Annotated in this window: 17 protein-coding genes and 1 other annotated feature; of the genes, 2 read left to right on the forward strand and 15 right to left on the reverse strand. The window is 39.2% G+C overall.

The window, feature by feature from the left end; translation table 11 throughout:
• Positions 1-134: 134 nt before the first annotated feature.
• From rplL to PI20285_RS07315, 15 genes are all read right to left on the reverse strand, one after another.
• Positions 135-503 (reverse strand): 50S ribosomal protein L7/L12, encoded by a 369-nt coding sequence (gene rplL / locus PI20285_RS07245; protein WP_057773828.1) that lies wholly within the window; start codon positions 501-503, stop codon positions 135-137.
• Positions 504-545: 42 nt separating this feature from the next.
• Positions 546-1,052 carry a 50S ribosomal protein L10 gene (gene rplJ, locus PI20285_RS07250; protein ID WP_057773831.1) on the reverse strand — a complete coding sequence of 169 codons (507 nt, stop codon included), beginning with the start codon at positions 1,050-1,052 and terminating at the stop codon, positions 546-548.
• Positions 1,053-1,075: 23 nt separating this feature from the next.
• Positions 1,076-1,195: a sequence feature (ribosomal protein L10 leader region), on the reverse strand.
• A gap of 51 nt (positions 1,196-1,246) precedes the next feature.
• Positions 1,247-1,936, reverse strand: a complete 690-nt coding sequence (rplA, locus tag PI20285_RS07255) for a 50S ribosomal protein L1 (protein WP_057773833.1) — start codon at positions 1,934-1,936, stop codon at positions 1,247-1,249.
• 88 nt (positions 1,937-2,024) lie between these two features.
• A complete protein-coding gene (gene rplK, locus PI20285_RS07260; RefSeq protein WP_057773835.1) occupies positions 2,025-2,450 on the reverse strand; it encodes a 50S ribosomal protein L11 in 426 nt (141 codons plus the stop codon).
• Positions 2,451-2,612: 162 nt separating this feature from the next.
• Entirely contained in the window at positions 2,613-3,158 is a 546-nt protein-coding gene (gene nusG / locus PI20285_RS07265) for a transcription termination/antitermination protein NusG (RefSeq protein ID WP_057773837.1), read from the reverse strand.
• Between the two features lie 125 nt (positions 3,159-3,283).
• Complete coding sequence (gene secE / locus PI20285_RS07270; protein ID WP_057773839.1) at positions 3,284-3,451, reverse strand: preprotein translocase subunit SecE; 168 nt, start codon at positions 3,449-3,451, stop codon at positions 3,284-3,286.
• A 13-nt stretch (positions 3,452-3,464) separates the two neighbouring features.
• Complete coding sequence (gene rpmG, locus PI20285_RS07275; protein ID WP_082623284.1) at positions 3,465-3,614, reverse strand: 50S ribosomal protein L33; 150 nt, start codon at positions 3,612-3,614, stop codon at positions 3,465-3,467.
• Positions 3,615-3,738: 124 nt separating this feature from the next.
• Positions 3,739-4,335, reverse strand: a complete 597-nt coding sequence (locus PI20285_RS07280; protein ID WP_057773841.1) for a sigma-70 family RNA polymerase sigma factor — start codon at positions 4,333-4,335, stop codon at positions 3,739-3,741.
• Positions 4,336-4,487: 152 nt separating this feature from the next.
• Positions 4,488-5,276: a 23S rRNA (guanosine(2251)-2'-O)-methyltransferase RlmB gene (gene rlmB / locus PI20285_RS07285; protein ID WP_057773843.1), complete on the reverse strand. Its 789-nt coding sequence runs from the start codon at positions 5,274-5,276 to the stop codon at positions 4,488-4,490.
• Positions 5,263-5,682 carry a Mini-ribonuclease 3 gene (locus tag PI20285_RS07290; protein ID WP_057773845.1) on the reverse strand — a complete coding sequence of 140 codons (420 nt, stop codon included), beginning with the start codon at positions 5,680-5,682 and terminating at the stop codon, positions 5,263-5,265. The genes rlmB and PI20285_RS07290 overlap by 14 nt, the downstream gene beginning before the upstream one ends.
• A 3-nt stretch (positions 5,683-5,685) precedes the next feature.
• Complete coding sequence (gene cysS, locus PI20285_RS07295; RefSeq protein WP_057773846.1) at positions 5,686-7,092, reverse strand: cysteine--tRNA ligase; 1,407 nt, start codon at positions 7,090-7,092, stop codon at positions 5,686-5,688.
• 153 nt (positions 7,093-7,245) lie between these two features.
• Positions 7,246-8,733 carry a glutamate--tRNA ligase gene (gltX, locus tag PI20285_RS07300; protein WP_057773848.1) on the reverse strand — a complete coding sequence of 496 codons (1,488 nt, stop codon included), beginning with the start codon at positions 8,731-8,733 and terminating at the stop codon, positions 7,246-7,248.
• Positions 8,734-8,858: 125 nt separating this feature from the next.
• Positions 8,859-9,989 carry a PIN/TRAM domain-containing protein gene (locus PI20285_RS07305; RefSeq protein ID WP_057773850.1) on the reverse strand — a complete coding sequence of 377 codons (1,131 nt, stop codon included), beginning with the start codon at positions 9,987-9,989 and terminating at the stop codon, positions 8,859-8,861.
• 276 nt (positions 9,990-10,265) lie between these two features.
• Entirely contained in the window at positions 10,266-11,636 is a 1,371-nt protein-coding gene (radA, locus tag PI20285_RS07310) for a DNA repair protein RadA (RefSeq protein ID WP_057773852.1), read from the reverse strand.
• Positions 11,637-11,717: 81 nt separating this feature from the next.
• Positions 11,718-12,254 (reverse strand): dCTP deaminase/dUTPase family protein, encoded by a 537-nt coding sequence (locus tag PI20285_RS07315; RefSeq protein WP_057773854.1) that lies wholly within the window; start codon positions 12,252-12,254, stop codon positions 11,718-11,720.
• A gap of 190 nt (positions 12,255-12,444) precedes the next feature.
• On the opposite strand from PI20285_RS07315, the gene PI20285_RS07320 reads away from it, so the two are divergent.
• Complete coding sequence (locus PI20285_RS07320; protein ID WP_057773856.1) at positions 12,445-12,783, forward strand: GNAT family N-acetyltransferase; 339 nt, start codon at positions 12,445-12,447, stop codon at positions 12,781-12,783.
• On the forward strand, positions 12,770-13,456 hold the full coding sequence (gene rpiA / locus PI20285_RS07325) for a ribose-5-phosphate isomerase RpiA (RefSeq protein ID WP_057773858.1): 687 nt from the start codon (positions 12,770-12,772) through the stop codon (positions 13,454-13,456). The genes PI20285_RS07320 and rpiA overlap by 14 nt, the downstream gene beginning before the upstream one ends.
• Positions 13,457-13,464 lie beyond the last annotated feature (8 nt).

A 13,464-nucleotide genomic window follows, 5' to 3' on the forward strand; every position in this document is an offset into this window, starting at 1 on the left:
CAGATTATGAATTAATTTTATACAAAAACCGGAGCCTTAATTACTTTTTTCTGAACAGTACCAACCATGGAGCTTACAATTCCAACAAAAAAGAAGCCCGCAAAATGTGAGCTTCTTCGATATAGCAAGTATTATTATTTAACTGTAACAACAGCGCCAGCTTCTTCAAGCTTAGCTTTAACATCGTTTGCTTCATCTTCTGAAACGTCTTCTTTGATAGCTGAAGGTGCCTTGTCAACAAGGTCCTTAGCATCTTTCAAGCCAAGTCCAGTGATTTCACGAACAGCCTTGATTGCTTTAACCTTAGCTGAACCTGCTTCTGTTAATTCAACAGTGAATGTTGATTTAGCAGCAGCACCGTCGCCACCAGCAGCGCCTGCAGCAGCAACTGGAGCAGCAGCTGAAACACCGAATTCGTCTTCGATAGCTTTAACTAAATCGTTTAAGTCAGTAATTGAAGCACCTTTTAAGTCTTCAATAAATTGGTCTTTGTCTAATGCCATTTTTGTTTCCTCCATTTTTTGTATGTCTAATTTTAATTAAAATTAAGCAGCGTCTTCTTCAGACTTCTTGTCTGAAACAGCTTTAACAGCGTATGCCACATTGCGTACAGGTGCTTGTAATACATTAGCAAGCATGCTGAGCAAGTCATCACGACTAGGCATTGAAGCGTAAACTCCAATTTCTTCAATTGAAGCTACCTTACCTTCGATCATACCACCCTTAAGTTCAAGAGCGTCATGTTCATCAGCAAACTTCTTCAAAATCTTAGCAGGTGCAACTGGATCCTCATCAGAAAATGCAACAGCACTTGGTCCAACAAAGATATCGTTTAAATCAGAAAAACCAGCTTTTTCAGCGGCACGTGTTAAGATCTTGTTCTTAATTACATGCAACGTAACGCCAGCCTCACGTAATTCCTTACGTAATTCTGTATCTTCAGCAACTGTTAATCCACGAGAATCAACAACGATTGCAGAAGCAGCATTATTGAAATACTCAGTAGCTTGATCAACAACAACAGCTTTTTTAGCGATTGCTTCTTTACTCATTAATTTTCACCTCCAGCAAGTTTTTAAACCATAAAAAATCCGCACCCAGACTTCGGATGCGGAAATTTACATTTCTACGTTCCTCGGCAGGCAGTTTGAGACGAAATCGTCACCTGAGTCTTAGGCAAATTTTATTATAATTTACTAATCCAAGTTACCATAGAAACAAGTTCCATGTCAACATTCAATTCAAATTAGAATTGAGAAAGATCAACATGAACCCCAGGGCCAAATGTTGAAGTAACAGATACGTTCTTAACATAAGTTCCCTTAACGGAAGCTGGACGTGAACGTACAATTGTATCCTCAATAACATCTAAGTTACCTAATAACTTATCAGCATCGAATGATACCTTACCAATTGGCACATGAACGTTACCGTCACGGTCAGTTCTGTAAGTTACTTTACCAGCTTTAGACTCTTCAACGGCCTTTTTAACATCCATTGTGACAGTCCCTGTCTTAGGGTTAGGCATTAAACCTTTAGGTCCAAGTACACGACCTAAACGTCCAACTTGTGCCATCATATCAGGAGTTGCAACAGCAACATCGAAATCAAGCCAGCCACCCTGAATCCGTTGTACCAAATCATCGTCACCGACAACATCAGCACCAGCAGCTTCAGCATCTTTAGCTTTTTCACCCTTAGCAAAAACGATAACTGTTTGTTCTTTACCAGTTCCGTTTGGCAAAACAACGGCACCACGCAATTGTTGGTCAGCCTGTTTTGTATCTACATTTAATTTGAATACCGTTTCAACGGTTGCATCAAACTTAGCGAAATCAATCTTTTTGATTAACTCCAAAGCTTCCTTTGGTGCATATGCTTTTGTAATATCAACCTGCTTTAAAGCATCTTGATACTTTTTACCTCTTTTTGCCATCTGTGTTTTCCTCCTTGCAAATGTGGTTTTATCGGATTTTCCTCCCACTTGATACATCCATGTTAATGGAGTATCCGACTACAACAACTTAGTCTTTAACTTCAAAGCCCATGCTGCGTGCAGTACCTTCGACCATGCGCATTGCAGACTCAACGTTTGCAGCGTTTAGATCTTGCATTTTTGTTTCGGCGATTTCCTTAACCTGATCCTTGGTTACAGTAGCAACCTTGTTTGTGTTAGGTTCACCGGAACCATGTTCAACACCGGCAGCTTTCTTCAAGAGAACAGAAGCAGGTGGAGTCTTTGTAATGAAATCGAATGAACGATCCTCATATACCGTGATTACAACAGGAATTAACATGCCAGCCTGATCAGCTGTACGTGCATTGAATTCCTTTGTGAATCCCATAATATTGATACCTGCTTGACCTAATGCAGGACCAACTGGTGGAGCTGGAGTTGCTTTTCCGGCAGGAATCTGTAATTTAACTAAATTTGCGACTTTTTTTGCCACGAGACATACCTCCTTATAAGTCCGTGTGTGGTTATGATGAGGATTTAAATTTCCTCTCCCACGCGTTTCTATATGCAAAGCATACTTTCAAAGTATACCATGCAAACATCAAAAGAACAATCTTGAATTTATGATAACTTAAACCTGGATTGCCAGATTCAACTAATCTAACTTATCAATTTGCTCCATATCAAGTTCGGTACTTGTTTCACGACCAAACATATTGATATTAACTTTTAGCGTCATATTCTTGTTATCAACTTCAGTAATCTTACCTGTTAAACCAGAGAACGCGCCATCAACAATTTTCACGGTCTCGCCTACTTCAACATCAATTGTGGCGTGACGAACAGACATCCCTAAATGACGAAGAATCTGTTCTGCTTCATCAGGTAGTAATGGTGATGGCTTGCTACCCGAACCATGAGAACCAACAAAACCAGTGACACCTGGTGTGTTTCGAACAATATACCAAGCCTGATCAGACATGACCATTTCCACTAAAACATATCCAGGAAATTCTTTTTTCATGGTAACTTTGTCTTTACCATTCTTATTTTCATGCTCTTCTTCTTCGGGAACGACAACACGGAAAATATTGTCTTCCATTCCCATAGAAAGTGAACGGGATTCCAAGTTAGCCTTTACTTTGTTTTCATAACCTGAATAAGTATGCAGAACGTACCAGTTTTTCTCTGTTGTTTCCAATGTTATTTCTCCTTTTAAAATCTAATCGCATCTAATTTCTATTTTTAAAACAAAATAAAAAAACTCCGTCTACACGAAGTTCCAACAAGTACATTGTATCAAAAAAACACAACTAACGCCATACCTTACTGAAGTAATCCTAAGAGTAATTGAACTACCCAATCTACCAAAGCAAAGAAAGCAATGAAGAATACTGATAATCCAATGACCGAAGAGGAATCTTTACGAAGTTGGCGACCATTTGGCCATGTGACTTCATGCATCTCTTGGATAACACTTTTAATAAATTTCATTGAAATTTTCCTCCTAGCGTGTTTCTCGATGTACTGTGTGTTTGTTGCAGTGTTTACAATATTTTTTAACTTCTAATCTTGTTGTTCGGTTAGGATTAGCAGCCACCGTATAGTTTCGCGATCCACAAACTGAACAGGCTAAAGCAATTTGTTTTTGTGACATAGTTTATCTCCCTAATTAATCAGACTTAACTTTATCATTTGCAACCCGTCATGTCAATTTCAAGCAAACATCTGTCAAGTATTTTTAAAGAAATAAAAAAATAGGGTTCACACCCCATTTTAATTTATTTTGAAACCCGTTTTGAAAGTTTATTCCGACAACGACTGACTGCATTTAACACCCGCGAACTGTCACAATTCAACAGTTTTGCAATTTCAACTGGGCTTTTGCCTCTGTAGTAATGGTTAAAAACTTGTACTTCGAATCCGGAAAGATCGGAACGATAACGTTCACAGTCTTCTTTTAGTACCACCATTTCGTCTGGACCGCCATGTTTTGTCATAAACAGCTGTTCGTATTCACCGCTCTCATCTTTCATCGCTTCCAGTGAATTACAGAACAAATCTGAACGTCGTTTAAATGCCATCTCACGGCGAATTAAACTGTAGACGCGATTTTGAAAGTTAGATTGAAAATACTTTCCCAATGTAATATGCCGGTTTGCATCATAGTTTGCTAGTGTATTAAAAAACACAAAACGGCCTTCTTGCATCCAGTCATCGACATCATAGGTGCGTAAAAAATATTTATCTTTGATATGAATCACGATGGGACAATACTTTTTGAACAAGATTTCAAAACTAGCTGAGTCCCCCATTTTGCTGTTATTAATTAGCTCAGCCTCTTGGGTTGCGTCAACTTGCTGATTAAAATTTACCATTAGTTACTCCTAACCAGCCTCCTCAAGAAAATAATATATCAAACTATGCCGTGTATCGACAAGCGAACGTGTGTTTAAACTTATTTTATAATAAAAAAAACGATTGGCAGCCACTTTACATGCCTGACAATCGTTATTATTAAATAATTTATTTACAGTGGATGCCGTGTAGAAAAGCCTTGATAAATTAACAGACTGGCAGCCACACTGGCATTTAGACTTTGCACCTGTCCAATCATTGGAATCGCCAGAGTTTCATCAACTTGTTTTTTCAACAGTGGCGAAATTCCTTTTCCTTCATTTCCAATAATCAAGCCAACGGAACCTTTTGCATCCCATTTTCGATAATCGGTACCATCCATATCGGTCCCAAAAATCCACATCCCCTGTTTTTTTAACTCTTTGACAGTATTTACAAGATTAACCACGCGCACAACTGGTACATGCTCAATGGCTCCTGCAGAGGTTTTAGCAACTGTACTGGTTAATCCAACCGCGCGATGTTTAGGAATAATTACGCCATGCACACCCGCCGCATCAGCCGTTCTCAAAATCGAGCCTAAATTATGGGGATCCTCAATATTATCTAAAATCAAGATAAAAGGTGCTTCATCTTGATCCTTAGCCTTTTGAAAGACCTCATCAATCGTAGCATATTCAAAAGCAGCAATTGCTAAGACCACCCCTTGATGATTTTCGCCATCAGCTAAATGATCTAGCTTACGTTTAGGGACGATTGAGACAATCAGTTTCCGCTTTTCAGCTAACTTGACAATGTCATGAATCGCATCTGATTTTAAATTTTCCTGAATAAAAACTTTGTTAATTGTTTGTTGCGATCTTAATGCTGCGACTGCAGGGTGACGGCCAATAATAAAATCACCTTGGGCCTCACTAGATTCATTGCTAGGTTGATTCTCGTTACGGTTATTTTGTGGCATGTGTTATTTTTCCTTCCTCAACTTGCGTGATACACCAATTTGCGAGCCAATCCAAACGTTCTTGCTGACCACTTAATGAAAGATAACCCATTAAGGCTTCAAACCCGGTAGAAATTCTGTAGGTTAAAACTGAAGTGTTCTTCGCAGACGTGTGGCTCTTAGAATTACGTCCCCGTTTGAAATACTCAGTTTCGGTTTCGCTTAAAATTTCTTGTTCCTTCATTGCATCGATCAGGGCTGCCTGAGCTTTTGCAGAAACAAAATTAGTCGCTGTATGATGCAGCTTGGTGGGTTTGGTGATCCCTTTATTAATAAGATGTCGCCTAATGTAAACTTCATAAACAGCATCGCCTAAATAGGCAAGCGCAATGCCGTTTAGTTGTTTATACGTATCATTTTCTGTCATTCTTTATGCTCTCTTCCACCGAGTTCCTTGGGGAGTATCCTCCAAGTTAATACCCTGTTCTTTTAATTGATCGCGAATCTCATCACTACGCTTAAAATCTTTATTATCACGAGCTGTATCTCGCTCTACAATAAGCTGTTTGATGGTTTCGTCTTCTAATTGTCCTTCTTCTAATTGGATCCCAAAAATGCTGACCAATTGGATAAAAGTGTTTTTTAACAACTCTAAAGTATCCAGCTTAACGGTTTCTTTTTCACTGTAGACATTTAAAACCTTTGCCAACTCATAGACAACCGCAATTCCATTTTGCGCATTGAAATCGTCATCCATAGCGTCTGTAAACTGCTTAATAAGTTCCTCAACTCGTCTGTCAGTATCACCATCAGAACCAGATTCAGCATTTTTAAAACGATAATTAAGATTAGCAAAGGCATTTTTCAGCTTAGCTAAATTATTACCAGCTTCTTCTAAATTCTCACGTGTATATTGAATTGGTCGGCGGTATTGGGTTGTCGCCATAAACAAACGTAAAATCTGCGGATCCATTTTATCAACAATATCATGAACCGTCACAAAGTTTCCAAGAGATTTACTCATCTTTTCATTTTCGTCACCAACCGTTACAAACCCATTATGCATCCAGTAGTTAGCAAACTTTTTGCCTGTTTTGGCTTCGCTTTGCGCAATTTCATTTTCATGATGGGGAAACTCCAGATCCTCACCACCTGCATGAATATCAATGGTCTCACCTAAATACTTAGTTGCCATGACTGAACATTCAATATGCCAGCCAGGTCGACCCTTGCCCCAAGGTGCATCCCACGATATTTCATCACCTTTGGCACCTTTCCACAATGCAAAATCAATTGGATCTTCCTTACGTGCTGTTTCTTCATCATTAATATGCTCACTAGCACCCTGCTCAAGTTCATCAATATTTTGACCGGATAATTCACCATAGTTAGCAAATTTGCGGGTTCGGTAATACACATCTCCATAAGAAACATAGGCATAACCCTTATCGATCAAAACCTGAATAAAGCCCACAATTTCGGGCACGTTTTGTGTCGCCCGCGGATTCATTGTTGCCGGCTCCACATTGATGGCTTTGCTGTCTTGCATAAATGCTTGGATAAACTTTTCAGCTAATTCAGGAACAGTAATTCCATCTTTTTTAGCAGTATTAATCATTTTATCATCAACATCGGTGAAATTAGAAACAAATTTCACTTTAAATCCGCGATACTCAAAATAACGACGGATTGTATCAAATGCAATGATACTCCGTGCATTACCGATATGAATGTAATTATATACAGTGGGGCCACAGACGTACATATTCACTACCCCAGGCGTAATCGGCTGAAACGGCTCTTTTTGTCGTGTCATTGTATTATAAAGATTAATCATTCAAACGGCCTCTTTTCCTTTTTTTATCTGCTTTGATTTTATCACATATCCTGTTTTCAACCCAGAAAACCAAAAAATAACCTCACCAAATAAAAAAAGTGACACACAATTTATAAAAAACTGCGTGTCACTTTAGCTTTTTGCTTAAATAACTTAGGCCATTTCGTCAATCATAGCTTTTAGGTGTGACATTGCAGTCTTTTGACCTAACAACTCGATTGTTTCTGGCAATTCTGGTCCGTGCATTTCATGCGTAATCGCAATTCGAATTGGCATCCATAAAGCACGTCCTTTGACACCAGTTTCTTTTTGGACAGTTTTGATCGATGCCAAAATTTCAACCGTATCAAAGATTTCCATTTTTTCAAATTGAGCATAAATTGCTTTTAATACTGGTAAAGCAGTATCTGCAGCCATTTCTTGCTTAGATTCTTCATCAATTTCATCTGGTCCGTTAAAGAATAAATCAGCCATCTCGTTAATTTGGGCGGTGTAACTCATTTGACGTTTGTACAGATTAATTAACTTTCGAGCCCATTCAATACGTTCTGGTGAGGCACCTTTTTCAATGTTTCCTGCTTTAATTAATTGCTTCAATGCAGAATCCATTACCCGGTCCTCATCAGCAGCCTTGACGTATTGGTTGTTAATCCATTCCAATTTCTTACCGTCAAATGCAGCTGGTGACTTACTCAAGCGTTTTTCATCGTACATTTTGATTAATTCACGCTGGGTAAAAATTTCGCTCTCCCCAACAGGAGACCAACCAAGGAGCACGATAAAGTTCATCATGGCATCTGGTAAGTAGCCTAGTGAACGATACTGTTCGATAAACTGAAGGACACTTTCGTCACGTTTACTTAATTTCTTACCAGTTTCACTGTTAATAATTAAGCTCATATGCCCAAACTTAGGTGGTTCCCAACCAAATGCTTCGTAGATCATCAACTGTTTTGGTGTATTAGCAACATGGTCATCGCCACGGAATACGTGGGAAATTTCCATCTTGTGATCATCGACAACCACTGCAAAGTTATAGGTAGGCATCCCATCACGTTTTTGAATGACAAAATCGCCACCAATTGTACTTGAGTCAAATGAGATTTCACCCTTAACGACATCATCCCATGCGTAAGTTTTATGCTCAGGAACCCGGAAACGAATAACTGGTTCTAAACCGGCTGCCTTAGATTCAGCAATCTTGGCTTGTTTTTCGTCTTCAGACATTCCAGCATATTCATATTCATAATGAGGCATTTCGCCACGAGCTTTTTGAGCTTCGCGTTGTGCCTGAAGTTCTTCTTCAGTTTCATAAGATTCATAAGCTAAATCTTTATCAATCAGTTCCTGAATCAAAGGTAAGTAAATTGCCTTTCGTTCAGATTGACGATAAGGACCATAATCGCCAGGTTTATCTGGACCTTCATCCCAGTCCAAACCGAGCCACTTGAGGTTTTCAAGCTGACTACGTTCACCATCTTTGATATTACGACTGGTATCAGTATCCTCAATTCGAATAATAAACTTGCCTTTGTAATGACGAGCAAATAAATAGTTAAATAGTGCTGTTCGCGCATTACCAATATGCAAATGACCAGTAGGACTTGGTGCATAACGAACACGAATCTTACTTTTTGCCAAAATTAACGCCTCTTTCTAAGTTTTTCACATTTTATTGCTTAATCAATTGTACAATTGCCGCCTGAATAAATAAAGGCACAATCCCTCTAGTGACCAAAAAGCTTTCTTTTTGGGTCTTACTTTTATTACTTGCCTGATTTTTTTTGATCTGGTTTCCGATCTGAAATACCACGAGTTGAATGCAATGGCTTGGCAAAGATCATCCGTCCAGCATCTGTTTGAAGCGCACTTGTAACAACAACATCGAGTTCCTGATTGATAAAGTATTTTCCTTCTTCAACCACGACCATGGTCCCGTCATCCAAATATGCGACCCCTTGTTGACGTTCAGTTCCGTTTTTCACAACCATTACATGCATGTTTTCTCCTGGTATTACCCGAGGCTTTAACGCATTAGCAAGCGCGTTGATATTTAAAACTTGCACATTCTGGAATTGACTGACCTTATTTAAATTGTAATCATTGGTCACAATCACCGCGTCTTTATCCTTAGCTAAACGAATCAGCTTGCTATCAACCTCATCGATTTCTGGGTAATCCCCTTCATACATTTCAACGGGAATTATATGTTCGTTTTGAAGTTTGTTTAAAATATCTAATCCGCGTCGTCCACGAACCCGCTTAATGCTATCAGAAGAATCAGCAATGTATTGTAATTCATATAACACAAAATTTGGAACTAGTAGCGTGCCCTCAATGAAACCTGTTTTGATCAGATCATAAATTCGTCCATCAATCAAAATATTGGTATCAAGAATTTTATAGTGATGGAAATTATCCTCATATTTCCGTTCTAAGACATTCTTTGCTCCTTCAGGTTCTTTCCGTCGCGTAAACAATTTCCGCCATTCATCAGCCTGGGTCGTTCCAATTCGAAAACCTAAGTATCCCAACGTTAGCATCAAAATAATTGGAATCACTGTATTTAAGAAGAAAATTGGTTGACGATAAAACAAAGTCGAAATCAAAATTGCCAAAATTAATCCCACTACCGTTGATAAACTACCGTAAAGCAGTCGAACTGGTGGAATATTAGCAATTTGTTTTTCTAACCTCTTAACTAATTTTTCAACATAGCCAGCTAAAAATAGTGAAATAATGAAGAAAATAATTGCACCTATCAAGAAATTTATCACTGAATTATTTAGCCACCAATGATTGCCTAGCGAGGCTAATTCCCATAGTGGCGGCAAGAGCATTATGCCCAACGCTCCACCTGCTAGTGCAAACACAGCTTTAATAATATTTTTTTTCATATCAACATCCCTCCTTTTCGAAATTAATGACTATTTTGCATTCGCAAAATCTTGTTTTCAATACGGATGTCCATCCTCACTTCACCGCTAAACCGGTTAGTCGGACTGGCTCCTTTTCGATATTAATGACTATTTTGCATTCGCAAAATCTTGTTCTCAATACGGATGTCCATCCTCGCTTTACCGCTAAACCGGTTAGTCGGACTGGCTCCTTTTCGATATTAATGACTATTTTGCATTCGCAAAATCTTAACTTCCTTGCGTTCGAAAAACTTACTAGTGGAACACCCGCTTCAACGCATCACTCAACGTTGCCACACCAACGACCTGAATCCCCTTTGGTGGTGTCCATCCTTGCAGGTTATTCTTTGGTACGTAAATCCTTTTGAAACCAAGCTTTTGAGCCTCTGCCACCCGTTGCTCAATCCGGCTTACCCGTCGCACCTCACCGGTCAGCCCAATTTCGCCCACAAAAGCATCCATAGGGTCCGTTCCGATATTTCGATAACTGGAAGCAATACTAATTGCAATCGCCAAATCAATCGCTGGTTCATCCAATTTCACCCCGCCAGCTGCCTTCAGATAAGCATCTTGGTTTTGCAGCAAGAAGTTTGCCCGCTTTTCCAAAACAGCCATAATCAATGAAACTCGATTGTGGTCTAATCCACTTGCCGTCCGCTTAGCATTTCCATAGGTTGTGGGCGTCATAAGCGCTTGAACCTCAACCAAAATGGGCCGTGTACCTTCCATTGATACTACAATTGCCGAACCAGTTGCATCTTTCAAACGCTCTTCAAGGAAAATCTCTGAAGGGTTGGCCACTTCGTTCAAACCAGATTCACGCATTTCAAAAATTCCCAGTTCATTTGTCGAACCAAACCGGTTTTTTACTGCCCGTAAAATCCGATAAGTATGATGCAGATCACCTTCAAAGTACAGCACAGTATCCACCATATGTTCGAGGATTTTTGGCCCTGCAATCGCACCGCCTTTAGTCACGTGTCCAACAATAAAAATCGTGATGTTATTGGTTTTGGCAATCTGCATTAATTCAGCCGTGACTTCGCGAACCTGTGCCACACTTCCGACTGCCGACTGAATATCAGGTTCCTGCATGGTCTGAATCGAATCAATAATCACAAAACTAGGCTTGATTTTCTTGATAGCATCCTGAATGTTTGTCATATCTGTTTCTGGAAATAGATAGAAATTTTCGCTAGCTACATGCAGACGCTCGGCGCGCATTTTTATTTGTGCGGCACTTTCTTCCCCAGAAACATATAAAACGCGGCGCTTGGTCTCACTTAATTGACCTGAAATTTGAAGCATCAAAGTGGATTTTCCAATTCCTGGATCACCACCAATTAGGACTAAAGACCCAGAAACAATCCCACCACCTAAAACACGATTAAATTCTTTTAATCCAGTCTTTACTCGTGGTGCTTCAGTCATATCAACTTCGCTAAGGATTTGTGGTTTAGCCCGTTTACCTTCAAAACTAACCCGAGCCTTATGATTTTCTTTCTCGGCTCCCATTCGTTCTTCAACCAAAGTATTCCATTGTCCGCAGCTTGGACAACGACCCAAGAAACGAGGTGAAACGTACCCGCAGTTTTGACAAACAAACTGAGTTTTTGCTTTTGCCATTGTGGTATTGGCCCCCTTCAATTTTAGCATAATCACAAAGAAACAATTAATCTTAAAATAACTTTACTAATCCTTAAGCTTTTACTTGCCAGATGAACCAAAACCGCCTTTACGGACTTGAGCTCGTTCGTCTTTGCCATCAGCCTGAAGATAGGGCATAAAAATCCCCTGTCCAATTCGTTCCCCTTTTTTAATCGTGACATCTCGTAAACCCATATTAATTAACTGAAAATAAATTTCACCCTCGTTGCCTTCATTGTTGTAGTAATCGGCATCGATTATTCCAACCCCATTAGGTAAAATAATACTGCGCTTCAACGGACTACTTGAGCGATTTGCAAGTAACAGATATTCATCGTTTTGCATGTAGGCTTTAATTCCCGTAGGTACTAAAAAAGGTTTAAGTTCTTTGCTTCCCTTCGCCAAATCATCTTCCGTAACTGGCTTGTTGTGATGAAGAGACCAGAGAACCTTCAAGAAATCCAGTTTCCAGATTGAAGGCAAAATAAAATCCTTCGATGCTTCAAAATCATATCCTGCTGCATTAGTAGTGGAACGGTATGGCAAATTTAAAGCCTGTTCTGTATATTTTGAGACAATTTCAAATCCACGCTTCATTTTAAAAATTCCTCTCTTATTTCGTCTAATAAATAAGTTCGCATTAAAAGGTTCAATCTTTGTATATTATCCGTTTGTAGACGCGTTTTGTAAACTAATTCATTCGAAAATTAAGTTTATAATTGACTTTATAAAAAGAGCAAGGGACAATTAGTGAGAAACCGTTGATTTTATTAGGAGGAGTGACCGTATGGAATTTATAAACGATGGCAAGCAAATCAGTTTTAAACATCAAAATAAACTTGGTGGAGATGTCACTTATTTTCCCATTCGTGAGGGACAAACATTGGTGATCGAGCAAGTCTTTGTCGATCCAACTTTACGTGGGCATGGCTTAGCACAACAATTAATGGTCGAAATGTTAACTTATGCGCAAACTCAACACAAGACGATTTACCCATTATGTCCTTACGCGCAGTCCTATCTAAAACATCATCCAGAATATCAAGCTTTAATTGATCCACAAATTCCCAATAATCAAACTGCGGATAGCTTACAAGAAATGGAGCATAATAATGGAACAAAATGAGTTAAAAAAATTAGTTGGTCAAGAAGCTGTTAAATTCATTAAAAACAACATGGTGGTGGGGCTTGGAACAGGCTCAACCGTAAAATTTATGGTGGATGCCCTGGGCGACCGTGTCAAAAATGAAAATCTTCACATCATTGGTGTCCCTACCTCAAACCGGACAGCTGCTCAGGCTAAATCATTGGGCATTACGGTTAAATCAGTCGACGAAGTGGATCACATTGATTTAACGATTGATGGTGCTGATGAAATTAGCGCTGATTATCAGGGTATCAAAGGCGGGGGTGCTGCTCACCTCTTCGAAAAAATTGTCGCCACCAATTCAACTAAAGTCATGTGGATTGTGGATGAATCAAAGATGGTGACCACGCTTGGCAAATTTCCACTCCCCTTGGAAGTCATTCCTTATGGAAGCAAACAAGTTTTTAAAAAGCTAGAAGCAAAGAATCTTCATCCTGAATTTCGTTTAAATGAAAACGGCGATCACGTCTTAACCGATTCAAAAAATTATGTCATTGATTTACACTTAGGTGAGATTAAACACCCTCATCAACTAGCCGATTACTTGATCAAACAAGTCGGAATCATTGAGCAAGGTCTCTTTTTGGATATGGTCAATACAATCATCGTCGGACGGCAAAATGGTCCCGAGGTTATTCAAGCCCGTCCCTAAATCGTTTT

The sequence above is a fragment of the Pediococcus inopinatus genome (assembly GCF_002982135.1).
Lineage (GTDB): Bacteria > Bacillota > Bacilli > Lactobacillales > Lactobacillaceae > Pediococcus > Pediococcus inopinatus.